Origin of the sequence: Vibrio sp. 10N.261.55.A10 (assembly GCF_041470825.1) — a bacterium.
GTDB classification, from domain to species: Bacteria; Pseudomonadota; Gammaproteobacteria; order Enterobacterales; family Vibrionaceae; genus Vibrio; species Vibrio crassostreae_C.
This window is the reverse complement of the sequence record NZ_JBFRNC010000027.1, coordinates 1-25,949: the sequence shown is the minus strand read 5'-3', so window position 1 is coordinate 25,949 and position 25,949 is coordinate 1. Positions and strand designations below refer to the sequence as shown.

23 protein-coding genes are annotated in these 25,949 nt (G+C 45.4%); 15 read left to right on the top strand and 8 right to left on the bottom strand.

Annotated elements, in window-relative coordinates; translation table 11 throughout:
* Window position 1: 1 nt before the first annotated feature.
* Together AB4274_RS07440 and AB4274_RS07435 are read right to left on the bottom strand one after the other, a co-directional pair.
* Window positions 2-1,063 (bottom strand): MBL fold metallo-hydrolase, encoded by a 1,062-nt coding sequence (locus AB4274_RS07440; protein WP_372111519.1) that lies wholly within the window; start codon window positions 1,061-1,063, stop codon window positions 2-4.
* A gap of 172 nt (window positions 1,064-1,235) precedes the next feature.
* The gene (locus AB4274_RS07435; RefSeq protein ID WP_372111516.1) at window positions 1,236-3,020 is read right to left on the bottom strand and encodes an SgrR family transcriptional regulator; all 1,785 of its coding nucleotides are present in this window, start codon (window positions 3,018-3,020) and stop codon (window positions 1,236-1,238) included.
* A gap of 602 nt (window positions 3,021-3,622) precedes the next feature.
* On the opposite strand from AB4274_RS07435, the gene rimK reads away from it, so the two are divergent.
* Both rimK and AB4274_RS07425 read left to right on the top strand, forming a co-directional pair.
* A complete protein-coding gene (gene rimK, locus AB4274_RS07430) occupies window positions 3,623-4,528 on the top strand; it encodes a 30S ribosomal protein S6--L-glutamate ligase (protein ID WP_004740040.1) in 906 nt (301 codons plus the stop codon).
* Window positions 4,529-4,560: 32 nt separating this feature from the next.
* Window positions 4,561-4,989: a RimK/LysX family protein gene (locus AB4274_RS07425; RefSeq protein ID WP_004740039.1), complete on the top strand. Its 429-nt coding sequence runs from the start codon at window positions 4,561-4,563 to the stop codon at window positions 4,987-4,989.
* Window positions 4,990-5,135: 146 nt separating this feature from the next.
* On the opposite strand, the gene AB4274_RS07420 is transcribed toward AB4274_RS07425, so the two are convergent.
* The gene (locus AB4274_RS07420) at window positions 5,136-5,924 is read right to left on the bottom strand and encodes an MBL fold metallo-hydrolase (protein WP_017067276.1); all 789 of its coding nucleotides are present in this window, start codon (window positions 5,922-5,924) and stop codon (window positions 5,136-5,138) included.
* Between the two features lie 369 nt (window positions 5,925-6,293).
* On the opposite strand from AB4274_RS07420, the gene AB4274_RS07415 reads away from it, so the two are divergent.
* The 7 genes from AB4274_RS07415 (at window position 6,294) to AB4274_RS07385 (ending at window position 13,473) form a co-directional block, all read left to right on the top strand.
* Entirely contained in the window at window positions 6,294-6,896 is a 603-nt protein-coding gene (locus AB4274_RS07415) for a 2OG-Fe(II) oxygenase (protein ID WP_050711798.1), read from the top strand.
* Window positions 6,897-7,201: 305 nt separating this feature from the next.
* Entirely contained in the window at window positions 7,202-8,494 is a 1,293-nt protein-coding gene (locus AB4274_RS07410; RefSeq protein ID WP_017064900.1) for an extracellular solute-binding protein, read from the top strand.
* Window positions 8,495-8,736: 242 nt separating this feature from the next.
* Entirely contained in the window at window positions 8,737-9,618 is an 882-nt protein-coding gene (locus AB4274_RS07405) for an ABC transporter permease subunit (protein ID WP_017060567.1), read from the top strand.
* 38 nt (window positions 9,619-9,656) lie between these two features.
* On the top strand, window positions 9,657-10,499 hold the full coding sequence (ugpE, locus tag AB4274_RS07400) for a sn-glycerol-3-phosphate ABC transporter permease UgpE (RefSeq protein WP_017060566.1): 843 nt from the start codon (window positions 9,657-9,659) through the stop codon (window positions 10,497-10,499).
* Window positions 10,489-11,799 (top strand): sn-glycerol-3-phosphate ABC transporter ATP-binding protein UgpC, encoded by a 1,311-nt coding sequence (gene ugpC, locus AB4274_RS07395; protein ID WP_372111513.1) that lies wholly within the window; start codon window positions 10,489-10,491, stop codon window positions 11,797-11,799. Before ugpE ends, ugpC begins: the two co-directional genes overlap by 11 nt.
* A gap of 56 nt (window positions 11,800-11,855) precedes the next feature.
* A complete protein-coding gene (locus AB4274_RS07390) occupies window positions 11,856-12,575 on the top strand; it encodes a glycerophosphodiester phosphodiesterase family protein (protein WP_372111511.1) in 720 nt (239 codons plus the stop codon).
* 160 nt (window positions 12,576-12,735) lie between these two features.
* Complete coding sequence (locus tag AB4274_RS07385; protein ID WP_372111508.1) at window positions 12,736-13,473, top strand: sulfite exporter TauE/SafE family protein; 738 nt, start codon at window positions 12,736-12,738, stop codon at window positions 13,471-13,473.
* 105 nt (window positions 13,474-13,578) lie between these two features.
* Here the strand turns inward: AB4274_RS07385 and AB4274_RS07380 are convergent, their stop codons facing one another.
* Both AB4274_RS07380 and AB4274_RS07375 read right to left on the bottom strand, forming a co-directional pair.
* The gene (locus AB4274_RS07380) at window positions 13,579-14,352 is read right to left on the bottom strand and encodes a murein L,D-transpeptidase family protein (RefSeq protein ID WP_017067270.1); all 774 of its coding nucleotides are present in this window, start codon (window positions 14,350-14,352) and stop codon (window positions 13,579-13,581) included.
* Window positions 14,353-14,354: 2 nt separating this feature from the next.
* Window positions 14,355-14,837 carry a GNAT family N-acetyltransferase gene (locus AB4274_RS07375; protein WP_017064907.1) on the bottom strand — a complete coding sequence of 161 codons (483 nt, stop codon included), beginning with the start codon at window positions 14,835-14,837 and terminating at the stop codon, window positions 14,355-14,357.
* 209 nt (window positions 14,838-15,046) lie between these two features.
* On the opposite strand from AB4274_RS07375, the gene AB4274_RS07370 reads away from it, so the two are divergent.
* The 3 genes from AB4274_RS07370 to grxB all read left to right on the top strand — a co-directional run bounded on the left by AB4274_RS07370 (window position 15,047) and on the right by grxB (window position 17,330).
* Complete coding sequence (locus tag AB4274_RS07370) at window positions 15,047-16,027, top strand: Gfo/Idh/MocA family protein (protein ID WP_017060561.1); 981 nt, start codon at window positions 15,047-15,049, stop codon at window positions 16,025-16,027.
* 164 nt (window positions 16,028-16,191) lie between these two features.
* On the top strand, window positions 16,192-16,350 hold the full coding sequence (locus AB4274_RS07365; RefSeq protein ID WP_004733064.1) for a hypothetical protein: 159 nt from the start codon (window positions 16,192-16,194) through the stop codon (window positions 16,348-16,350).
* Window positions 16,351-16,697: 347 nt separating this feature from the next.
* Entirely contained in the window at window positions 16,698-17,330 is a 633-nt protein-coding gene (grxB, locus tag AB4274_RS07360) for a glutaredoxin 2 (RefSeq protein WP_372111506.1), read from the top strand.
* Window positions 17,331-17,489: 159 nt separating this feature from the next.
* On the opposite strand, the gene AB4274_RS07355 is transcribed toward grxB, so the two are convergent.
* Window positions 17,490-18,323, bottom strand: coding sequence for a pyruvate, water dikinase regulatory protein (locus AB4274_RS07355; RefSeq protein WP_372089705.1), 834 nt, complete (start codon window positions 18,321-18,323; stop codon window positions 17,490-17,492).
* A gap of 178 nt (window positions 18,324-18,501) precedes the next feature.
* Here AB4274_RS07355 and ppsA point away from each other — a divergent pair, with 178 nt between their 5' ends.
* Window positions 18,502-20,874, top strand: coding sequence for a phosphoenolpyruvate synthase (gene ppsA, locus AB4274_RS07350; RefSeq protein WP_372111504.1), 2,373 nt, complete (start codon window positions 18,502-18,504; stop codon window positions 20,872-20,874).
* Window positions 20,875-20,977: 103 nt separating this feature from the next.
* Here ppsA and AB4274_RS07345 read toward each other — a convergent pair whose 3' ends face one another.
* Both AB4274_RS07345 and AB4274_RS07340 read right to left on the bottom strand, forming a co-directional pair.
* Complete coding sequence (locus AB4274_RS07345; protein ID WP_017060557.1) at window positions 20,978-21,769, bottom strand: hypothetical protein; 792 nt, start codon at window positions 21,767-21,769, stop codon at window positions 20,978-20,980.
* 66 nt (window positions 21,770-21,835) lie between these two features.
* On the bottom strand, window positions 21,836-23,191 hold the full coding sequence (locus tag AB4274_RS07340; protein WP_017060556.1) for a serine hydrolase: 1,356 nt from the start codon (window positions 23,189-23,191) through the stop codon (window positions 21,836-21,838).
* Window positions 23,192-23,283: 92 nt separating this feature from the next.
* Between AB4274_RS07340 and AB4274_RS07335 the strand changes: the two genes are divergently transcribed.
* Both AB4274_RS07335 and AB4274_RS07330 read left to right on the top strand, forming a co-directional pair.
* Complete coding sequence (locus AB4274_RS07335; RefSeq protein WP_017069197.1) at window positions 23,284-24,258, top strand: AraC family transcriptional regulator; 975 nt, start codon at window positions 23,284-23,286, stop codon at window positions 24,256-24,258.
* Window positions 24,259-24,520: 262 nt separating this feature from the next.
* Entirely contained in the window at window positions 24,521-25,855 is a 1,335-nt protein-coding gene (locus tag AB4274_RS07330; protein WP_017069196.1) for an MATE family efflux transporter, read from the top strand.
* Window positions 25,856-25,949 lie beyond the last annotated feature (94 nt).

Sequence of the window (25,949 nt, the reverse complement as noted above, 5' to 3'; positions counted from 1 at the left end):
TCTAATTCGATGCTAGTTTCCACCATGCCTGAACAGGTACAGGCTCTGAGATCACCAAACGTTCACCCATCACCGGGCTTACCATTTGTACATCTCGCTCTTTGCTTATCGCCAGTGCTTGTTCCATTGGGTCTTGCCAATCATGCATAGAAAGGTCGAAGGTACTGTTGTGGATTGGCATCATCACCTTACCTTGCAGATCAATGTGTGCCTGAACACTCTGTTCTGTGAACATATGAATATCCGCCCAAAGTGAGTTATACGCACCCGTTTCAACCATGGTTAAATCAAACGGCCCAAAACGGTCGCCAATCTCTTTAAAGCCATTGAAGTAACCAGAATCACCGCTAAAGAAGACTTTCTTGTCTGAAGCGTTAATAACCCAACTGCCCCACAGTGTTTGGTCACGATCAAGCAAGCCACGACCAGAGAAATGCTGTGTCGGTGTCAACGTGAACTCAATGTCTGAGGCCGTTGCCGATTCCCACCAGTTCAATTCGATGATCTTCTCTTTATCCACGCCCCACTTTTCCAACAGTGCGCCCACTCTTAATGGCACTAAGAACGTCCCTACTTTGTCGGCTAATACCTTCACGGCACCTTTGTCTAAATGGTCGTAGTGATCATGGCTGATCACCACCACATCAATATCGGGTAGGTCTTGCAGTGTGATTGGTGTCGGATGAAAACGCTTTGGTCCCATCCATTGCACCGGTGATGCACGATCACTGAACACAGGGTCAGTCATCACTAACTTGCCATCCAGCTTCATCATCACGCTTGAGTGACCTAAGCGGTAAGCAACGTCGTCTTGTTCTTCGATCAATTGCTCAGCTGTCATTGGAATCAAAGGCAATGCAGCGCGCGGCACTGGCTCGTTTCTTTCCACAGTCACGTATGCTTTCAAGATTGAAAAAATATCAGACATACCCGATTTGTATTCCAACTCACTGTTAGCAAACTTCTTTGGAAGCTTATCTAGATTGTCGTTTGATTGTGAACCTGTGCTTACGATAGCGACCACGGCAAGTACTCCTAAAATCGGTAATAGATATTTTTTCATTGGTATCTCTTTAACCGTTGGGATAGACCCAACACATAAACTACACCGACTAGTTTATATGCCAAAACCAAAAAGTAAACCACCGAGTGTAATTTTTAATTTATCTAGACGTAAGCGTGTCAAAACCAATTTTGGCAACGAGTTAACTTAGTTATTTAGCTAGTAAGAAAGGTTAATCAGCAGACCATACATTCTTGAAATCTGGCCATCCCCAGTTGGTAATGGCCACGTTTTTCAAAATGCCTTGAAAACGCACGGTTTGTAGGTGATGGAACATAGGCACTAGCCAATAATCAGAAATCAACGTCGATGCAACAGGCTCCAACTCTGCCAAGTAATTCGGCAGTTCAACTGAGGCTTTGTGATGATCTAAGCGCTGTTTAAGCCAATCACTGTTCATCTCTCCGAGCGCGGAATGCAATACAGGGTCATTCATCAACCACGAGAACAGCGAAGATGGCGCATTATCATCGAGATTCAGGTTACACAATACCAAATCTTCTTTTAAATCGCCCCGCTGAGAAAGCAGCGCCAACTCTCGAAAGCTATAGGTGTTCACTTCAACTTCCACTCCATGTCGTTTAAGGATGTCCGACACGGAAATGGCACACCGATAAAGGGCATAGTAGTTATATACCGCAATGCTCAATTTCTTAGGCAACTCGCTCTCTCTGGAAGGCGTTCGATACAGCTTCTGCCAACTTGGCAATATGTTCTGAGCCAAAGAGACACTGAATAATCCTTGGTTTTGCTCCAGTTGCGCCAAAATAGCCTGAGGGTTTGCAAGGGCTGATAGGTACTTACGTTGCTCGTCGCTTAACGGATTCACTGCTGAGTTTTGATTGAACAGAACAAACAAACAACCATCTTCGATTCGACTACGAAGCCCGTCAGTTTCAGCCGAGACTAGCTCAGTGTCGCTTTTCCCTAATTGGTGAAAACAGGCGGAGTCTTCATAAGGTGACACCTGCATCTGGCTATCATCGAATCGAGCACTACCTGTCATCGACTCTTCAAACTGCCAAATAGTCACTTCATCGGTTAAAGAGCGACACCCGTAAAAGTGTTCGAATGCCGAGAGCTTGATGCGCTCACTATTGGTTTCAACCACTCTGAAAGGGCCAGTACCGATCACAGCATGAGACATTGAGCTCAATGGTAATGGTTCACGCATCACTTGCTCGGCGGGTTGAATCGAATACTTAACACCAGCAAGCAACCCCGCAAAACCTGTGTCCGCTTGGGTTAATTTAAAACTGATCCTTAATGGCTGCTCACTGTAGATGGAAGCGACATGATCTAACTCAGCTTGATAGAAAGGCAGAGCTTGTAGAGCAGTAAACAAAGCAACCAGCTGCTTGGCATCTACTGGCTGACCATCATGAAAAGTCAGACCGGGGCGCAGATAGAAAGTCCAAACCAGTTGCTCTGTGTCATATTCCCAATGGTGAGCTAATTCAGGCTTTAACTCACCTTTACCATTACACGTCACTAGGCAGCTAAAAACCTGTCTTATCAAAAATCGTTCGCTACTGCGGTGTATATGGTGCGGAAACAAATCCTCAAACTTACGCTTATAGGTTAATTGAACGTGCAGCAGCCCTTCACGCATGGTCGCGCCGGAAGTTTCTTGCAGTAAAGAACCAAACACAGCGCGGTCATTATCCAATATGGAAAGTGCTTTTTCGTACTTGCCCTGCTCTATCAGTTTACTTGCAACATGCTGCGCCAACTCTGAATTGCTAAAACGCAGTGTTAAGTTAGAGCGTTGATTCCTGCCAACTTTTGGCTCCCACACCACCCATTCAGCTTGATGCATCTTACCAAGTAAGGTTCGAGCGTGACGCAAGCTTGTAAACAGCATATCCGCTACTTCGGCTAGGGTGACTGAATGAGAAATGTTTGGCTCGAACGACTCTAGCCGCGTGTAGTAACGCATCATGTTTAGATCAGACAAATAATGAACCTTTTAAAGATAGCTCTTCCTAATTAAGCCCATTATAAAACACATTCATCAAAAAGTAGTGTAATGCGACCAAAACAGGAACAACCAATAAAAATAACATCTGTTTTTTAGTTCCTCTTAATTATCCATAATGAACGGGTCAGCAACAAACCATAGGTTGTAAATAAAGCCTAACCAGAGAGAGTAATGACCATGAGAAAATACTATCTTAACAAGCTAAAAAGCACCTGCAGTAAGCTCGAAAGAGAAGCACTACGAACACTTATAGATCTATGTAACTGGCGTTATTAGTACACTTTTTAGCACCGAGTAAACGCGAGTTGGGTACAACCTAATATGCTCCTACCCCCAATATGAGTTAGGTCTCAACTCGCTTTTCCATTCCAATTTCCCTCTCAAGCCTGCTGTACCAATAGCTCACACAATCGATAAATTTCCGTTGTCGACTCGACAAATTTAATTCGTTTTCTTAGTTGAACGAAAAGCCTTAAGGTTCGCCCCGAAGCAAGCAAGGAGCCTCAGAAAAAACTGAAAGCTCAGCTAACAACTAATTTATTTGCAGTTACCAATCAGGTATTAACTAAGGAAACGCCATGCGTATCGCAATTCTTTCTCGCAACGAAAATCTATACTCTACCGCTCGTCTAAAGCAGGCTGGAGAAGCACGTGGTCATCAGGTCGATGTTATCGACACGTTGCACTGTGATATAGATATCGCGAGTAACAATCCGAAGATTCGCTACATGGGTGAAGAGCTACCTCAATACGATGCTGTTATTCCACGTATTGGCGCTTCCATTACCTTTTACGGAACTGCGGTTGTTCGCCAATTCGAAATGATGGGCACTTTTTGTATCAATGAGTCAGTAGCAATCAGTCGCTCTCGCGACAAACTGCGCTCACTACAACTGTTGTCTCGTAAAGGTATTGGCTTACCAAAAACAGGTTTCGCTAGCCGCCCAGACAAAATTCAAGACCTGATCAAAAACGTAGGTGGCGCGCCACTTGTGATCAAGCTACTTGAAGGTACTCAAGGTATCGGTGTAGTTTTAGCTGAAACAAACAAAGCAGCAGAAAGCGTTATCGAAGCGTTCATGGGCCTAAAAGCGAACATCTTGGTTCAAGAGTTCATTGAAGAAGCAAATGGCGCAGACATCCGTTGTTTTGTTGTTGGCAACAAAGTAATTGCTGCAATGAAACGCCAAGCTGGTGAGGGTGAATTCCGCTCTAACCTGCACCGTGGCGGTACTGCTCAACTGGTTAAACTAACCAAAGAAGAGCGCGCAACAGCAATCAATGCAGCGAAAATCATGGGACTAAACCTATGTGGTGTAGATATTCTACAATCTAAGAACGGCCCAGTGGTAATGGAAGTAAACTCTTCTCCAGGCCTAGAAGGCATCGAGAAAGCAACGGGTAAAGATGTAGCAGACATGATTTTCGAATTCATCGAGAAGAATGCAAAACCAAACGCTAACCGTACTCGTGGCAAGGGCTGATTGAATACCGATAACTCATGATTGGAAAGAAAATGAACAATAAAATGATCATAGGGAATACCGAAGCACTTTGCTTACCAGAGTTAGGGATAACTGGACTACATACACGTGTTGATACAGGGGCTAAAACCTCTTCTCTACACGTAGACAATCTACTATGTGTTAAATCAAATGGTGAGAAATTCGTAGAGTTCGACCTTCACCCAGACGTTTATCACCTAGAAGAGACGGTGCGCTGCAAGGCGAAACTGAAAACAAGTAAGAAAATTAAATCATCTAACGGCGAAGTTGAACACCGTTGCGTGATTGAAACCATGCTAAGAATCGGTGGCCAACAATGGCCGATCGATATCACGCTAAGCAACCGTCAAGACATGACTTACATGATGTTGCTTGGACGTCAAGGCATGAGTGACAAAGTGATTGTTGACCCTGCGGGTGAATTCCTGCTGACTCACTAATCCGAGTCATCGTAACCGCTCCACAGGTTATAACTAAAGCTACTCACAACGATATAAGGCCAGTCTCATGACTGGCCTTATTGCTATCTATTTTTCTATTTCTACTTTCAGCTCTGAATACACGACTTTGCATTCAGACTTCTGATCTATTTCTTCGATTTACCATGAGATTGAAAACCAAATCGCCCAATCGATAAAAGTAATTTCTTGGTTTTGATTTTCGTCACTCGCCAATGTGTAACAGGCCTTCTTGGGGCACTCATCAGCAGGTGTTCAAAAGCCTTCTGACTGAAATCGACTTGCCCACCATGCGCCACCAGCAAGGTATCGAGCTGCATGTCATAAATGCGCGATACAGACGCTCGATACTTATTAGGGTGAAAGATAGGAAACGGCGGAATCAGCTTCTTCTTAACCTCGACCATTAAATCGGCAACATAAGCCACGCTGTGTGATGGGCAATAGACCGAGAGATCACGGTCGGTATGGCCCGGTGTTTCAAGAACCAACCAATCATCAAACCCTGGAATACTATCCCCATCAGACAGCTTGTAGTCCGGCTTTAACTTTCTTGAATACCATAGGTTTGCTTTAGGCTTGCCTAAGCGGTTCGCCATCCACCTAGCAAGCGCTAAGTCGGTCAGGTGCATCAAAATGCCATCGATGCCGTGATACCAATCTTTGTCTCTGTTTGCTGCCACCAAATGACAATTAGTCAGCTTTCTGAGCGTATGCGCTGCCCCTGCATGGTCCGGATGCATGTGTGTAACAACCACAGTATGTAGGTCGCTAAATTCACGGCCAAGCTCATCTTCAATGAAAGCCCTAAGATGAGGAATATCCGCACGGCACGCACCATCAAGTAACAGCAACCTATCTGGGTACTCTACGAGATACATGTCTTGGATATAGCCTTTGATGGTATGCAGCTGCAAAACCGCTCCTTGTGATAAAACAACTGGTCAGACCTATACAATAGCAAATTCAACTTCAATTGTGATCATTTTGTTAAAGACAACAATCTAAAACCGGATAGAGAACCCGAATCAAGATTTCTATTGGTATTCACTCAATTACTCAATTCCAATTCAACTCAGTGCACAGGAACAAATTCCAAAGATTGCCATCAATTTCATCCGATATTTTTCAGCATTATCGAATGCCCGCATTGCCGTAAACCTTACTCTATAGGCCTTGCTACTCTAGCCTCCACATGTTTTATCGTGACGACAAAACATGTGATTTGTTGGCCTGAGTTATTAGGACTATATATGCGCCTCTAATTTATTGTCTGAGTGCTATACATGAACCAACTAATCGATGCTCTTTCTACCCAAGGCTACTTTGTTTGGGATGACTTCTTAACTCATGAAGAAGTGGTGGCATTGAGGGATTGCATTCCAGAGAACTGGAAAAAGGCTAGGATTGGCCGTAACGATGAAGTAACGCGAGAGTCGACCATTCGTAGTGACAAGATTCAATGGGTGCGCCGCGATATGGGTCAGCCAGCATCTCTGTTCCTAGACAAAATGGAACAAATTCGTTTAGCGGCAAACCAAGCGTTCTTTTTGGGTCTGTTCGAGTACGAAGCGCACTTTGCTAAATACGAAAAAGGCGACTTCTACCAGAAGCACTTAGACTGTTTCAAGGGCAATGAAAACCGCCGCCTGACCACTGTGTTCTATATGAATGATGAGTGGACAGAAGAAGACGCTGGTGAACTTGTGGTTTACGACCTAAAAGACAACCACATCGCGACCATTCCACCAAAGTCAGGCCGCTTATTTGTGTTCTTATCTGAACAGTTCCCACACGAGGTACTGCCGACAAACACAGAGCGATTCAGTATTGCAGGTTGGTTCCGTATTAACGGCGTGAAAGACAACCAACTCGATATCGCACACTAGAACAAAGCCGATTATAACAAGCTCTAGCTTATTCAAAGCCTCTCCTTCGAGAGGCTTTTTTATGGAACAAATATTGAGCGAGTATTGAACAACATACCTCTTAAAAACCGCACGCAATAAATATTAAAACCATCAATAACTTTTCTCTTAAATGAAATCGAAATGAATCTTTCATATCAGTGAAACGGTTTAGCCACTTAAGTGAAATACGCCCTGTTCAAGATAGCTTCAAACGACACCCCTACCGTCTCGTTAACACTCTAATCCAATACCTCGACATCGATTTCATCCAAAAGGAAACGAAGATGAATAAGCTAATTTTGGCAGGCGTTCTTTCTGCGACAGCGGCAATGCCAGCGTTCGCAACGACTCAAGTCACTTGGTGGCACGCAATGGGCGGCCAGCTTGGAGAAACAGTAAACAAAATTGCGACCGACTTTAATGCGTCACAAGATGATTACGAGATCACGCCAATCTACAAAGGTTCATACACAGAGACCTTAACAGCCGGTATCGCGGCATACCGAGCAGGTGAAGCACCCAATATTCTGCAAGTCTTCGATGCAGGCGCAGCAACCATCATGAACGCGAAAGACGTCGCGAAACCGGTACAGGATATTCTGGTTGAGTCGGGTTACAACTTTAATTCAAACGACTACCTAGCGGGCGTTCGTAACTTCTATGCCGACAACCAAGGCAAGATGGTTGGTATGCCTTTCAACAGTTCGACACCGGTTCTTTACTACAACAAAGATCTTCTCGCGGAAGTGGGTGCAGACGCGCCTAAAACTTATGAAGAACTAGAAGTGGTCGCTAAGAAACTGAAGGCTGAAGGACACATCGCGTTTTCTCAATCTCTGACGCCGTGGATCATGTTCGAGAACTTTAAGTCTCGCCACAACCTGCCAGTCGCAGATCAAAACAACGGCTACGATGGCTTGTCCACTAAGATCATGTTCAACACCAAAGACATGATGATGCACGTTAGCAAGATGAAAGAGTGGTCAGATCTAGGTTACTACAAGTATTACGGCAGCGACTGGGATGCAAACCAAACCCCTTTCGAGCGCCAAGAAGTGGCGATGTGGATGGGTTCTTCAGGCTCATTCGGTGGCTTACGTAACCGCGTACCTTTCGAACTCGGCACCACATACCTTCCATACTGGAAATCGGTTAACCCAGACGCAGGCTTAACCTTCATTGGCGGCGCAGCTCTGTTTGCACTCAATGGCCATGACCAACAACAAGACAAAGGTGTCGCAGCGTTCTTTGATTACCTGACTAAGCCTGAAACTCAAGTCTACTGGCACAAAACCACTGGTTATGTACCTGTAACAACGGCTGCCTATGAGCTAGCGAAAGAGTCTGGCTACTACAACGAACAACCAGATGCAGAAGTGGGCGTTAAGCAGCTAAGCCTAAAATCGGGCGAATGGACTAAGGGCTACCGCTTAGGTTACTACCCTCAAATTCGTGAAGTGATGCATCGTGAGTTCGACAATATCTTCGCTGACCGCTCTAGCGTCGAGAATAGCCTAGATAAAGTCGAAGATGAGAGCAGCAAACTGCTGAAACGCTTCGCTCGTACGATGAACTAATTTGGCTTTTTAACCAAAGCAGATTACTGAGCTAAAGGCTTAACAAACCAAAGCCGTTCATTGCTCCTCACCACTTGTCACTGCGTCATTAAAAACGTAATGGCAAGGAGTGAGGAGATTCTTCACTAGCGCCATTTCTTGCTCCAAAAACTACAACTCAACTGGATGCATTCCTTTGCTATAGCGCTAGTGCTCACCGTAACTAACAGTGATAACAGTCACTAATTTTTGGGGATTACCCTGTGGAACGACGTCAGCAATTCTTTCACTCTCCGCTGCCTTACCTATTTTTGGCGCCTCAGATACTCATCATTGCGGTTTTCTTTATCTACCCTGCGGCAAAGGCAGTTTACCTGTCCTTCATGCTAGAAGACCCTTGGGGCACCTCATCGATATTCGTATGGTTCGAAAACTATCAGATGCTATTCGAATCAAGCGAGTATCTGAACTCGATTGGCTTCACATTAATGTTCGCAATCGTGGTCTCTTTCTTATCGCTTGCCTTAGCGCTACTGCTCGCGGTTAAAGCCGACAACATCATTCACGGACAAGGCGCTTACAAGGTCACTCTCACTTGGGTTTACGCGGTTGCCCCTGCGATTGCAGGCGTAATCGGTGCTTTCTTGTTTAACCCACATATTGGCGTGTTTGCCGAGATATTTGCGGTTATAGGTTGGGACTTTAGCTTCCAGACCGACCCTTTGGATGCCACGTTTGCTCTGATTTTGGTTTCGGTTTGGAAACAGGTTTCGGTGAATTTCATCTACTTTCTGGCTGGGCTTCAATCGATCTCTTACGCCGTAAAAGAAGCGGCGATGCTCGATTGTGTCAGCGACTCGAAACGTTTCTGGACCATTACTTTTCCGCTACTCGCGCCAACCGGATTTTTCCTACTGGTCATCAACCTCACCTACTCGTTCTTTGAAACCTTTGGCGTGATCGACACCATGACCAATGGCGGCCCGGGTGGCGGCACAACGTCGTTGGTGTACAAGGTGTATCGAGACGGGTTTGTTGGCGCAGATTTAGGCGGCAGCTCTGCGCAGTCAGTTGTGTTGTTGCTATTGGTGCTCACTCTTACATTTATCCAGTTTCGTGTTGTAGAAAAGCGTGTTCACTACTAGCCCATCACAGCTAGGTTTTAACGCGACAGGAGTTATTTATGAAAAGTAATAAGGTCTCTGACCACCTAATTTTAATTGCTGGGATGCTGTTCATGTTGGTCCCTATTTGGCTAATCTTCGCCAGCTCGACGCATAACCCAAACACCATTGTCAGCGAAGGCCTGCAATGGCTTCCAGGCGATAACTTTACGGCCATTTATAGCGAAGCTTGGAACAAAAGCATGGGCTTCAGTGGCGAAGTCACCGCCAGCAAAATGATCGCCAACTCAATGATCATGGGGCTAGGTTTTGCGATCGGTAAGATCATCATTTCAATGATGGCCGCGTATGCTTTGGTCTACTTCAGACTGCCTTATGCTACAGCTTGGTTCTGGTTGATCTTCGTGACGCTTTTGCTGCCATTAGAAGTGCGCATTATCCCTTCCTATGAGGTTGTCGCTGGGCTTGGGCTTCTTAATAGCTACACAGGTTTAATTCTGCCTTTGATCGCCTCAGCCACCGCGACGTTCTTTTTTAGGCAGTTCTTCAAAACCATCCCCGATGAATTGTTAGAAGCCGCTCAGCTAGATAACGCAGGTCCATTTCGATTCTTTGTCGACATCTTATTGCCACTGTCTAAAACCATGATTGCCGCAATCTTCATCATCATGTTTGTGGTGGGTTGGAACCAATATCTGTGGCCAATCATGATGACCACGGACGAAGGCTACAACACCATCGTGATGGGCATCAAACAAGTACTCAACAACATCAATGAAACCAGTTTACCGCGCTACGACTATGTTTTTGCCATGGTGATTTTAGCTATGTTGCCACCCGTTTTAGTAGTGGTTGTATTTCAGCGTTGGTTTGTAAAAGGGCTAGTAGAAAGTGAAAAATAATAACGACACAACTCAAATGAACGATAACCGCATTCAATCACTCGCTGAGTACAAGATGTCTCACCTGCCTTCTCACCAAGCTATCCACAAAAATACAGAGGACACCCCGATGCCAAAGTTAAAACAAACGTTAGGGCACACCCAAGCCACTCACAACCATACGCACAAAGCACCTACCATGTTAGGCATCAAAAACTTGGTAAAGACTTATGAGAACGGTCATCGTGCAGTGAAAGATGTCTCGCTTGATATCGAAAAGGGTGAATTTCTTGTGTTGGTTGGCCCATCGGGTTGCGGCAAGTCTTCTATCCTACGTTCAATAGCGGGGCTGGAAAGTATCTCTGGCGGAGAGATTCACTTAAGTGGCCGCCGTGTTGATAACGAAAAGCCAGCTCAACGAGATATCGCAATGGTCTTTCAAAATTACGCACTCTACCCTCACATGACGGTATACAAAAACCTCGCTTATGGTTTAAAGAACCGAGGTGTCAGCCAACACGTAATTGAAGAGAAGATTGAGAAAGTCGCCAAGACACTAAAGATCGAAGAATACCTAGATCGCAAGCCAGCCAAGCTTTCGGGTGGTCAGCGCCAGCGTGTTGCTATGGGGCGAGCGATCGTTCGCGACCCTCAACTGTTCTTGTTTGATGAGCCTTTGTCTAACCTAGATGCCTCATTGCGCGCTCACATGAGATTAGAAATCAAAAAGCTACAACGCGAGCTAGGGGTAACCAGTGTTTACGTGACTCATGACCAAGTCGAAGCCATGACACTGGCAGATAGAATCGTAGTTCTCAACAAAGGCCAAATAGAACAAGTCGGCACACCAAGAGAAGTCTACCACCAGCCTGCCAGTACCTTTGTGGCAAGCTTCATTGGTAGCCCCGCGATGAACTTCTTAACTGCCACGCTCGATGATGGCTATCTTGAAATCGGCGAGCAACAAATGTATCTGCCAGAGTACGCGCACGTTAAGGACGCGACTATCACGCTTGGCATTCGCCCTGAACACTCTGAGGTTTGTTCCGAATTAAAGATGAACACCTTGCCTCTCGAACTGCGTATCAGTGTGGTTGAGCCGTTGGGGCCGAATCAATTGGTTCATGGCCTTGTGAACGACCAACCCTTTATCGCCGTCACGCCTGAAACGACACTATGCCAAGTACTGCCGCTCGGATTAAGCATTGATAAATCCAACCTGCATATTTTTGACAGTCGTGGGAAGCGTATTCAGCCGAATAACTTTACTTCACAAGAGTCACGCGAAGAGGCGACAAGCATAACGACGGCTCTCGCTTAATCGAGTACACTGATATTTAATGCGTTTTTACGGTGCGTCTTTAAGAAGGATTAATTATGTCGTCTATCATCGTAGGTCATCGGGGTGTAGCAGGTACTCACCCAGAAAATACCAAAGCAAGCATTGAACAAGCCGCTAAACTCGGCTTGAAATGGATTGAAGTAGATATTCAGCCAACTCAGGATGATCAACTTGTGGTTTGTCACGACCACACCCTTGAGCGCTGTAGTGATGGCAAGGGTCGTGTCGACGAACACACCCTTGCAGAACTGCGTCAGCTCGATTTTGGCAGTTGGAAGTCTGAGCAGTTCGCTGGTGAAAGAATATTGACGTTGGAAGAGTTGCTCGCGCTTGTTGAGCAACATGACCTTAGCGTCAATTTAGAAATCAAAGTCGACAGTCGACATCAAGCGCCTCATGTCGTTGATTTGCTGCATACCGAGTTAATTCGTTCAAATCTAGACACCGACAGAGTGCTGCTTTCAAGTTTCAGCCATCAAGTCGTTTCTGAAATGGCTCGTCACCTGCCGAGATACCGAGTTGGTGTGCTCACTGAGCAACTGACTCAAGCCGACTTGATGTTGATTGACGAGGTTAAAGCGTTCAGCTGTCACATGAACTACGAGCATGTGAATCAGAGCGATCTTGATACACTCAGTGAAGCAAACATCCAAACATGGTGCTACACAGTAAACGATCCCTCTCACTTCAAATTCATCTCAAAAGTAGATGCCGTATTCACTGATTTTCCGAATCAATTTACCTCTATAAATTGACCAAACAAATACCGCAAAAACAACCCCGAGAGACTTTAAAATTAACTCTCGGGAAACCTTAAAATTAGGTAGCAAACACAAGTGAGTAGGAGTACATTCCGCTACTCACTTGGTTTCATTAGCTCGCTCTATACAGACAGCTTCATTGGTTACTTAATTTATGGATCTCATTTTTAGTCCAACCTTCCCAATTTTGGGTGCAATCTTCATTTTCGCCGCTATTGTTCGTGGCTTCTCAGGTTTCGGTTTCACCTTAGTGGCATTGCCATTAAGTGCGTTATTCGTGCCTGTTATCGAACTGGTTCCCGTCTTCATGTTGATCGATCTCCTAGGCAATGTTCAATTACTGCCTAAAGTTCGAAAGCATGTTAACTGGCGCTGGGTTTTAAAGGTATTTATCCCTTGTTTTGCCTTCACACCAGTCGGCTTACTTCTGCTTAAATCCGTTAGCCAAGACACGATCATCTTGATCATCAGTGCCTTCATTTTTGCGTCTGCACTTATGATCTACAAAGGTTTCCAGTACAAAAGCGAACCTAGATTTACTCCCTATATTCTAGGAAGCCTTGCGGGTGTAATGAACGGCGCGGCTTCGATGTCAGGGCCTCCAATTGGCACTCATGCATTAGCAAGCCCAGTCGCTCCGCACATTGCCAGAGCAGGCCTGATAGCCTTCTTTATATTGGCTGATTCCACTGCGTTTGTTTCGGCATCTACCGCTGGGTTAGTCGACCACGATGTAGTTTGGCTGACTCTCGCGCTTCTACCAAGCAGCATGTTTGGCGGTTATGTGGGTTCTAAACTGTTCGAAAGATTTGGTGGAGCGAAGTTCAAGCCAGTCACCATTGCATTGCTGATTGTGATTGCAATATTCAGTGCAGGTCGAGTCATACTGTAACTGGCTTTAGCGGTTAAGTTTGGACGTTGCTTTTACGAATTGGTTTCGCTAATTGATTGCGCTAATTGACTGCGGAAAGTGATTAAGAAAACTGGGTACCAATGACTACCATTCGATATGGATAGGGGTACCCATTTTTACAAGTTGGAGAAACTCATCCATATCTTGATTGGTTAACGCGATACAGCCATCCGTCCAATCAAAACTTTGAATAAAGCTCGGCGAACGACGCTCGCCGTTTTTGATGCCATGGATTTTGATGTTTCCTCCAGGATCTACATCATTTTGCTCTGCCCATTGCATATCCGAAGGTTGCGGATAGTTAATATGTACTGAGCGATAAAAGTCCGACTCTTCCATCACATAATCGAGCTGGTATTCCCCTTCCGGCGTTCGGTTGTCCCCTTCAAAGCGTTTATGCCCTTTCGGTTGTTTGCCTAGCGCAATACGAAACTCCTGAATCACCTCTTCACCTTTTAGCAGATACATCCTACGTTTCGATTTATCGACTTTAACTAACGTAACCACTTGCGACAGCGAATCTATCTCAGATGCGCTATCCGGTACGTTGTAAAACTGTCGAGAGGAACTTTGAGGTGGACGTTTCGATGACCCTTGAGAAAGCTGAGCTACCTTTTCATCAGGGCTACTGTTAAGAACATCATCCACAATAATCACATGCTCGGAGTTTGAGCTCGTGGAAGAGGTTGAGTTAGATGAAGACGTTGAGACACGTTGAGAATGAGCCGGTGCAGACTCGAATACGATGGTTTCGATAGCGGTCGCGTCAGAGACTATTTTCTCGACCACGACTTGCTCAGCATTCGCGTTCGAAGCCACAAACAGTAAACACAGTGATAAAGGCAGAAACAGACGCACCTTTAGATCTCCTCAAAACGCATGGACATGGTTCGTGACTGAGTTTCCATTCCTAACGACTCATAGAAACCCTGAGCTTGTTGGTTAAACTCCATTACCTCCAACCTAAGTTCTATCGCTCCTCTCGCCTGCGCCCATTGATTAAAAGACTTCATTAACGCTCGACCAGCACCTTTGCTCTGAACCTGATCGTTCACCACAATCGTATTGACCCTTGCCACCTTGTGCGGCTGAATAAAACTGACGCCTTTGTTCTGCGTTACCTTACCCGCTAAAAAGCCAACGACTTGCTTGTCGTCTACTGCAACCAAGAAAGCGCCAAGTGGGTCAAGCATCAAACCTAACCAATACTCTTCACTGTCGGCCAAGCCTTGTGACGCTGGTGCAAATACCATAGGCGCACCAAGATGATGTTGACGGTTTATCTGCTCAGAGAGCGCTAAGATCGCGTTAATATCAGTTACCTTGGCCGTCCGGATTTGCATATCATCACCTTGTTTGAATTCAATAACACCTTAGCAAAAATGGCTTAGTTGTGCACCGTTACACTGGTCAACTCAGACGCTCTGTGAAGGCTGAACATTAATATTAGGCACTATGTTTAGGGAAATTGTTCCGTAAATCTCAGGCACATTGCCAGCCGTTGAGTGCTACTATCTCTGCAGAATCAATATACTAACGACTGGATACCTATATGATTAAGTTTGCTGTAATTGGAACCAATTGGATTACACAAAAGTTTGTTCAAGCTGCGCACGAATCTCAATCGATGCAACTTGCTGCGGTTTACTCTCGAAATCTAGACAGCGCGGCACAGTTCGCCCAAGAATTTGACGTTGAAACCACGTATGACTCACTCGACGCATTGGCCAATGACAACACTGTAGAAGCCGTGTACATCGCTTCCCCTAACTCACTGCATTGCGAGCAATCTATCTTCATGATGGAACACGGCAAGCATGTTATCTGTGAAAAGCCGGTTGCATCAAATATTGATGAAGCAACACGCATGTTCGAAGTCGCTGAGAAAAACGGTGTGGTGCTGTTTGAGGCGTATAAATCTCAATTCCTACCGAACTTTAAGCAAGTTCAACTTGGGTTAGAAAAGATTGGCAAGGTACATAAAGCACACATCAACTACTGCCAGTATTCATCGCGCTACCAAAAATACCTAAACGGCGAGAACCCAAATACCTTCAACCCAGCTTTTTCTAACGGCTCATTGGTCGATATTGGCTTTTACTGTGTTGCCGCGACAGTCGCGCTATTTGGCAAACCTGAAAACGCACAGGCTTCTGCAAAGCTACTTGATTCAGGTGTCGATGCTCATGGCTGTGCGATCTTCCAATACCCTGAGTTTGATGTGACCCTTGCGCACTCCAAAGTCAGCGACTCTTATGCGCCAAGCGAGATCCAAGGTGAATTAGGGGCAATCATCATCGATCACATCGCTGAATGTACTGACGTTAAGATCCGCTACCGCGATGGCACGGTAGAAAACCTTACTCAAGCACAAAGCGAAAACTCCATGAGTTACGAAGCGCAGGCCTTTGCTAGCTGCATTGCTGGCGACAACGCAACACAAGCGCAGGCCCAACTGCGCGCTTTAACGGTTGCGAAGTTAATTACAGAGATGCGCCAACAAGTTGGTGTAGTGTATCCAGCGGATAAATAACGTCACAGCGTAAGTTAACAAACTGATTTTTAATACATAATTATTTATACATAACTGAATTTAATCTTTACGACAAATAACCGGATTAGTTGATTGAGGTCCCATCTGTTTAAATCCGCGTTCGATATCTATCGTATTTATTTAATTTATTGAAGGTGTGTAAAGTGTTTTCAGTTGATGATCGCGTTGTAGCAACAAAAGGTGTTGAACTAGGTGAAATGGTAGTAACTGGCCTAAGTGCTGGTGGCGGCTACGTTCACGTTACAACGGTAGAAGGCGCAATGACGCTTACTTACCCAGCGCAAGATCTTAAAAAAGCATAGTTTAACCACTCTGCCCTTTTAGTAGTCACTCTACTAAAGGTAACAAAATTGAGGCTTTGGCTGACTTCACTCTTCTGCATTAGAGTAAGCAGCCAGAGCCTTTTTTATGCCCGTCATTTACCCACCAGCTTTCTCATTAGCTTACTCGTTACAATAAAACCGCACTCAACTGACAATAGAATTAGGCAACGAGTTTCTACACTAGGTGCTTATTCTCATCGTTCTCTTGATATTCCCGTGCACTTAATCGCAGTGAATAGTTCTTGTTAACAAAGTCTTATTGTCTGCGAAAGTTTCTGGTACATTAGCATCATCTTATACTAAGAATGACCCGAATGAGGGAAGCTATGAAGCTTTACATTTACGATCACTGCCCTTTCTGTGCAAGAGTCTCCTACATTGCTCAATCGCTAGGCTTGAACATTGAGCTTGTTTCTGTCGATTATGATGATGCCCAAACCCTTATCGATCTGATCGGTAAAAAGATGGTACCCGTCTTACAAAAAGACGATGGCTCTATCATGGCAGAGAGCCTAGATATCATCGCGTACTTCATGGACTTGAAATCAAGCGATGAACAGCGTGTGCCATCTGAGCAAGTGACTGTGTTCCAAACTCGCGCATTCCCTCTTACTCAACAGATTGGACGCCCACGTTGGTGGAACCTCGACTTGGCTGAATATCGCTCTTCTGGAGCCAAAGAAGCTTGGCGTGCCAGTAAAGAGACCGAAGGTTTTAACTTTGAAGAACTGTTAGAAAAGACGCCTCAGTTCGTTCAACTGATTAACCCATTACTGAAAGATGCCGAACTCTTACTGGATCTAGAGAATGGTGAGTCATCACTGCCTCTAATCGATCAAGCGGTGTATTTCTCGATGCTTCGTGGCTTTTGCGTAGAACCAAGCATCAGTTGGCCACCAGCAGTTGAACGCTGGTTAGAAAAGAAAAGCGAAACGCTAAAGCTGTCTTTACTTCGCTAGAAAGCTATCTCGATTAAGAAAGCAAGCTCTGATTAAGAAAACAAGCTCTGACTCGCAAGCGACTACAACGAGCACAAACAAAAAATCGAAGCTCTCAGGTGTAAACTGCGAGCTTCGATTTTCTTTTATCTGGCCATTCTATTTCTCTAAGGCTTTGTCTTACAGCAGACGCCTTCTCAAACCTGTTCGCTCCAAGATTCGTGTCGAAATTTCTTCAACCGATAGTGAAGAGGTGTTGATGTAAGGTATCGCTTCTCGACGGAACATCGCCTCTACCGTTTGCAATTCATACAAACATTGTGAGTCACTGGCGTATTCGCTGCCTGCTAAGCGGTTCTCACGAATTTCAGTGAGCCTTTCTGCATCAATGGTCAAACCAAACAGCTTATGTCGGTAGATCTCAAACTCTGGCAACAGCTTTAAGCGTGCCAAGTCATCGTGGATAAATGGGTAGTTTGCTACGCGTAAGCCAAACTGCATCGCCATATACAAACTTGTTGGTGTTTTGCCACTTCGAGAAACACCCAACAAGATGATGTCGGCTTCTTCCAGCCCTTTTAGCGTGATGCCATCATCATGCGCGAGCGTGTACTCAATCGCAGCAATACGGTCGAAATACTTCACCGAGTCCTTGTTTACACTGCGTGAGCGCTGCAACTTAGGAACAGGCGCCATCTGAATGTCATCCTGTACTTTCTGCACGATGCTCTCTAACACGTCATAACAGTGCGCGGGCGCTTCTAGCAATTTGGTTTTGATCTCAGGTATCACAATCGAAAAGAACACTAGCGGTTCTAATCCGGTATCACGATACGAAATTTCAATCTCTTTTAATAAATCAGAAAGTTTGTCCTCACTTTCCACAAACGGAAAGGTTTTTTCATTGGCTTTAAAAGGGAATTGACCTAGAACAACATGCCCTAAAGTCTCACATGTTATGGCCGTTCCATCAGAAACATAGAATACATCACGACTTTGAATATCAATTTGCATTTTTTATTTAATGTTTAAAATTATTTTGAGTAGGATGGTAACCATAATATAGATAATAAAACCCTGCTGACTATTACGTCCCCCACAGCTTTAGAAAATAATTTACATTTTTTTAAACTAACACGTAATCGTTTGCCTTTAAATCCCTACAATGCTTGCTATGTTTCTGGAGAAATAAATGCAAAATAATACCCTATGGTTCAATGGCCTATCCATGGAAGATGTCGACAAAGTCGGCGGTAAGAACGCCTCACTGGGCGAGATGGTTTCTAACCTGTCCAATGCTGGTGTTTCTGTACCTAATGGTTTTGCTACCACCTCTTATGCGTTTAACGACTTTCTTGACTACAAAGGTCTTGATGAGCGCATCCACCAACTACTTGATGAACTTGATGTTGAAGACGTTGACGCACTGCGTAAGACAGGTGCAACGATTCGACAATGGGTTCTAGACGCACCCTTCCCAGAATCACTAGAGCAAGACATCCGTGATAACTACCGCGAGCTAATCGAAGACAACGAAGAATTGTCTGTAGCTGTGCGTTCATCTGCAACCGCAGAAGACCTTCCAGATGCTTCATTCGCAGGCCAGCAAGAAACCTTCCTTAACGTGAAAGGCATCGACGCGGTACTCGAAGCAACCAAGCACGTTTACGCGTCACTGTTTAACGACCGCGCTATCTCTTACCGTGTACACCAAGGCTTTGACCACCGTGGCATTTCATTGTCTGCGGGTATCCAGCGCATGGTTCGCTCAGACAAAGCCTCTTCAGGTGTGATGTTTACGCTTGATACTGAGTCAGGCTTCGACCAAGTCGTGTTCATCACTTCTTCTTGGGGTCTTGGCGAAATGGTTGTACAGGGCGCAGTGAACCCAGATGAGTTCTACGTGCACAAGCCAATGTTAGAAGCGGGTCACTACCCAATCGTTAAAAAGACGTTTGGTTCTAAGTTGATCAAGATGATCTACTCGACCAATCAAGAAATCGGCAAGCAAGTCGATATCATCGACACCGACACTCAAGAGCGTAACGAGTTCTCACTCAACGATGAAGAGATCAAAGAGCTAGCAAAACAAGCGATGATCATCGAGAAGCACTACCAACGTCCAATGGACATTGAGTGGGCGAAAGATGGCATCGACGGCAAGCTTTACATCGTTCAGGCTCGCCCAGAAACCGTATGTTCTCAAAGCGATCAAAACGTTATCGAGCGTTACGAGCTAAACAATAAGGCGGATGTCTTGGTTGAAGGCCGCGCTATCGGTCAGCGTATCGGCTCTGGCCCTGTTCGCTTGGTTGATTCTCTAGACCAAATGTCACTGGTTCAAGAAGGCGACGTGCTGGTAACTGACATGACAGACCCAGACTGGGAACCTGTGATGAAGAAAGCGTCTGCGATTGTGACTAACCGTGGTGGCCGTACTTGTCACGCTGCGATCATTGCTCGCGAGCTTGGTATCCCAGCGATTGTTGGTTGTGGTACAGCAACAAGCAGCCTAAACGATGGCGATACCGTGACAGTGTCATGTTCAGAAGGCGAAACAGGCTACGTTTACAACGGCGAACTCGATTTTGAAATCAAACGTTCTGAGGTTGATGAGCTACCAATGCTACCAACCAAAGTAATGATGAACGTGGGTAACCCAGATCGTGCCTTCGACTTTGCACAAATCCCGAACGAAGGTGTTGGCCTTGCTCGTCTAGAATTCATCATCAACAAGATGATCGGTATTCACCCGAAAGCGCAGCTTAACTTCGATGCACAAACGGATGAGCTAAAAGCGGAAATCAACGAACGTATTCGTGGCTACAAAGATCCTATCGATTTCTACGTAAGCAAATTAACAGAAGGCATCGCGACTATCGCTTCTGCATTCTGGCCTAAGCGTGTGATCGTACGTATGTCTGACTTTAAGTCGAACGAGTACAGCAACCTAGTCGGCGGTAAAACGTTTGAACCGCATGAAGAGAACCCAATGCTGGGCTTCCGTGGTGCATCTCGTTACATCTCACCAGTATTCGAAGACTGTTTCGAGCTAGAAACTCAAGCGATCAAACGCGTTCGCAACGAAATGGGCCTTAAGAACGTTGAAATCATGATCCCATTCGTTCGTACTCCAAGCGAAGCGGCATCGGTTATCGACATTCTGGCTAAATTCGACCTTCGCCGTGGCGACCAAGGTCTGAAAGTGATCATGATGTGTGAGCTACCATCGAACGCAATCTTGGCTGATGAGTTCTTGAAGTACTTCGATGGCTTCTCTATCGGCTCAAACGACATGACGCAACTGACACTTGGCCTCGACCGAGATTCAGGCGATGTGGCACACCTCTTCGATGAGCGTAACCCAGCCGTGAAAGCAATGCTGAAAATGGCGATCGATGCGGCAACCAAAGCGGGTAAATACGTGGGTATTTGTGGCCAAGGCCCATCTGACCATGACGACCTAGCAGAGTGGTTAATGGAGCAAGGCATCAGCTCTGTTTCACTAAACCCGGATACGGTTATCGATACGTGGTTGAAGCTAGGTAACGTTGTTAATAAATAAGTAAATAAGTAAATAAGTAACGCTTCACGCGGTACCTTAACGACAAAAGCCAGTCACGTTGACTGGCTTTTCTAGGTTCTTTGCAAATTAGCTGGCTAGAGCGCTAGAAGTAGTATCTCACACCAACCCAAGCCTCGGTTTGCCAACCATTCGGCATTGGCACACCTTTCACATCAACATCCGCTTTGGTAATGTCATAGCGCGTATTCAACCACCAAGTTCTTGCAGTGTTCATCGGCACATTTAACGATGTTTTAAATGAGAAGTTTTGCATGTCGATATCATCACCAGAAAGATCTTGCCACTCAGGAACCAAAGACACATAAGCGCCAGAGTCACCGAGATGCTTCGCGGTAATCAAACCAAGCGAATATCCCGTTAAATCATCTTTAGATGAAGTGACGCCAGGGATCTCCATACTACCAGTCATCAGTCCTGCTCTTGGAAATACCAGGAATCCACCGGTATAAGCTGGATTAATCGCAACAACACCGCCAACCGACAATAAGTCATTTTTAATACTGTTGCGCGTATTAATATAATCTAATGAAAGACCCACTTTAGGCGTAGCTTTCGTCCCTGTTTCAAAGACGTGGAAGTACTGAATTCTAGAGTTGCTGTACTCTGTACCGAATTTGTCTGGATCGCGAAGCGCTGTGTTGCTTTCATCGACAAACGTCCCTTCGGCCAGTAGGGCAAACTGCTGACCGTTTTCTAAACCGCCAGAAACTTGCCCTTGAAATTGGATATCTGAACTACCATTCAGCATCAATGCAGCTTGAGTATAAACTTTAGTGACATCAGCAGGATCGATAACACGTTCGGAATCTGAATCGGCATGTGCAGGAAGGGCTAGACCTAAACTCAACGGGATTAATAGAGCAAACTTTTTCATTATATCTCTCGAAAGTCGTTTGCTTCCTCCTTGAAGCCTGGAACATCCTGTTAGGTAATAAATAGATTACTTGTCAGCAAGTAGTTTTGCTGCCGAACGCATTAGTGCAGGGCCTTTATTCTCACCAAAACCTGAGTGGTATGGGTTGGTTGAGAACATCACACCCACAAAGTCACGTGCAGGATCGATGTAAATAAATTGGCCTAGGTTGCCACTTTTCGACATTGCACCGTCATTGAAAATGAAATCAAATTGGTATGCGTTGTAGTCTGCTTTTTCGTTGTATGCGTGCAGTGAACTGCTCTCTTTGCTAGTACCTACGAATGCTTTTGGATCACCGCCGTTGCGGATACGATCAATCACAGCTTGTGACACCACTGGCTCATCAGCCACCGCTTTCCAGCTAGGTGTAAATAGTGTTCCCCAGCGAGCCATGTCTTCTACCGTTGATGAAACCAAGCCAACCGCGATCGCCATGCCATCTGGCGTCAAGTTGAATTGCATTGGTTGACGTGCGTGCACTTTTGACCAAACACGATCTTCGAATACTTGAGTCCAAGTTTTGTTCTCAACGTTTTCAACTAACTTAGTCAGCACCATGGTGTTGATAGATGCGTAACGGAAATGGTCACCGGCTTTTTCACCTTCCAGTTTCTGTGCACCTTGAGCCACTTCCATCCAAGTTTCCATTTCACCCGTTTTTGCACGAGGTGAGTTAAACGATGCCGCAAAGAAACGCACCACATCAGAGTCTGGGTTCAAGATAGACTCTAATGTCTCTTCATTGTCTAGCGCGGTCGACATGTTCAGAACTTGGTGTACTGTGATGCCATCCCAGTTCGTTCCTTTCAATTCAGAAACATACTCAGCGATCTCTTTTTCAGGGTCGACTTTGCCCTCTTCCACTAACATTGCGATCACTGTGCCAACCGTCGTTTTTGCTGTAGATGCCCAAACGTGCGTATCTGTCGGCTTCATACCTGGGTAAGCTTCGTAAACGATCTCCCCTTTGTGAATCAACATAAAGCCTTGGGTACGGAACTGTTCATCCGCCAAGTACTCATCCATTGTCAACTGACCTTTGCTTTCAGTATCAACTTTCAGTGCAGCGAGTCGTGGGTCGATATTTTTGACTAAAGGCTTGTACTCTTCGTTTGGAGCCGCCAGTGCCGTTGGTAGAAACTCACTCATGTGCATGTTGTAGTAAACGCTGTGGTCGCCGCCCATCTGCCAATGAAAGTTATTGAATAACTCACGAGCTGAGTCAGTAAAACTTGGGGTAAATGCTGTGCTCGCCTCTTTCACGGTCAAGGTAACTTGAGCACCTTCAACTTTCAGAGCTTCTTCAACTGGGTTTGCTGCAAGAGCAAATGATGATGGGGTCGCTAACGATACTAGAACGGCAATGTGTTTAAGTTTCATAATTGTTCTCCTGTTTGGGTTAGGAAAAGTATAGGGAGATGCGCTACACTTAATTAGGTCACTTGATGACATTTAATGGTAGGCACAAAACAATGAAAGCATCATCGAACACCACCAGCATACTGCTCACTTCGACCAGTAACATTGCTCCATATATTCAGTATTGTGACAAACATAGACTGGATTGGCGCACCGTCGCCGTTGCGTGCGGTCTACCCATTGAACTGACACAATCCAATCAATGGCTTCCTACACAAGACGTGATTCGCTTCATTCATGGCCTTGAGCGTAAGTTTGGCTATTCGATAGGGATTGAGGTTGGACGTAAGGCCTCTCTAGAGCAATTGTCACCTGAGCTAGACCGAAAAATTGAACAATGCACTTCTCTCGAGCAAGCGGTACGCTGCTTGATTACTGAAATATCGACCTTAAGTAATCACGTCACCATATGGACGGAAAAAAGCGATGGATTGTGGTGGCTGTGTCATCGAAGTTGCTATGACCCATCGACCTCAGGTTTTGAACAAGCAGAATGGTTTCGCGCCCTGACCGTGATTAGCCTATGCCGTAAGTTCATTGACAATCGCTGGCAACCATCACACGCCAAGTTGGTCTCTAAGCACAACAGCGCACGTAAATTACCTAAGCATTTCTTTGATTCTGATATTCAGTTTGAACAGCAATACGGTGCGTTCTCGATTCCGCTGCCCGATGATTATCGTGCCATTTCAGAACGAAATAGTACCCAAGATTGGCATCACGCTGTCGAGATATTAATAGACACCTATGCGACTCTACCTTGGTTCAATATTGAGTGGTTTGCGACCATGCTCGGCATGACAAAACGAACGCTGCAGAGAAACCTGAAGAGCAAAAACATTCTCTTTAAACAAGCCAAAGAACAAGTTCGGGAAGCTAAAGCAAAACAGCTACTTGAAGAGACCAACCTTTCTGTTCAAGACATCAGTTGGCAAGTGGGTTACAGCGACTTGAGTAATTTCAATCGTGCATTCAAAGGTTGGGTTGGAGTCACGCCACCAAGTTATCGGGATAAAGCGAAACATTAGAAATAGTCGAATGGAAAACCTTTAGACCCAATCCGCTAATATAAAACTCAGAAACAAGATACGACACCTTAAATTTCAATAAGCGAACGCATAAAGTTACATTGCACAATGCTCACATACCGATGAAACTGTGCAAAGGTAATATCGATAGATTTAATGACATTTATTGGTATCGAGCTAACGTTACGTTATCCTTTACGCAATTCTTCATTGAGTGGATTGTCACTACGACAAACCTACCTTCAAGACTGATAAGAGTGTTATGAATTCTACGACCGCAACTCCCTCGCCTTCTCTTGGCCGACAACTCTATACAATGACATGGCCAATGCTGTTTGGGGTGCTCTCCCTGATGAGCTTCCAACTTGTAGACAGTGCTTTTATTGGCCAGTTAGGCGTACTGCCGCTCGCGGTTCAAGGCTTCACGCTACCAATTCAGATGATCATTATCGGGATTCAAGTCGGACTAGGCATCGCGACAACGGCTGTGATCGCGAGAGCTATTGGGGCTAACGAGATACGCTATGCCAAACAGCTCGGCGGATTAGTCGTTGCGATGGGCAGTGTGAGTGTCGCGCTGTTCTCGGTCATCATCTATCTGTTGCGTGGTCCTATTTTACAACTCCTCGATGCACCACCGACGGTACTGCCGATCATTGATTATTACTGGATCTATTGGCTGGTAAGCTCTTGGACAGGCGCACTGCTCTACTTTTTCTACAGTGTGTGTCGTGCCAATGGTAATACCATGCTGCCCGGTTCGATGATGATCGCGACCAGCATCATCAACTTGATATTGGACCCGATTTTCATATTCACGCTCGACATGGGCATCAACGGAGCCGCGATTGCGACCATCTTGGCGTTCGGTGCGGGTATCTTTATCGTTGCTCCTAAGGTAACTAAGAAGCATTGGATGACATTCGACTGGCACGATCTTGATATCGGCAAGAGTATTCGTTCTATAGGAAACATCATGGGGCCTGCGATGATCAGTCAGCTACTGCCACCAGTCTCTTCGATGCTCGCCACCAAACTGCTTGCAGGCTACGGCACAGCAGCCGTTGCAGCTTGGGCGCTAGGTTCACGTTTTGAGTTCTTTTCGATTGTTGCAGTGCTTGCTCTGACTATGTCGATGCCACCTATGATTGGCCGAATGTTGGGAGAAAAGAACCTAGGGAACATACGTAGTCTTGTGAAGATTGCCGTGATGTTTGTATTAGGATTCCAATTGGTGATCGCACTGGTAACTTGGATGTTCTCTGGCGGGTTGGCAAATCTCATGACCAGCGAAGACGAAGTCTCGACCATTTTGAACTACCACTTACTTATCGTTCCTATCAGTTTAGGGCCGTTGGGTATCTGTATGCTGATGGTTTCTATCTCGAATGCGCTTGGTAAGTCTTATACTGCCTTAACGATATCAGCACTGCGCCTGTTCGCCTTCTTCTTGCCTTGCTTGTGGATTGGTTCGCAGCTTGCTGGTATTGAAGGCCTGTTCTGGGGTGCCATGGTGGGTAATGTGCTTGCCGGTACATGTGCTTGGTTTATGTACCAACGCGCACTTGGGCAAGTCGAGGCTAAACTTTCTAATTAATCAGTTAGCGAACTAAACGGCTTGCCAGCTAAACCGCTATAAAGTTATTAAACGAAAAAGCAGCCACTTAGGCTTAATGCCGATCAGTTAAAGC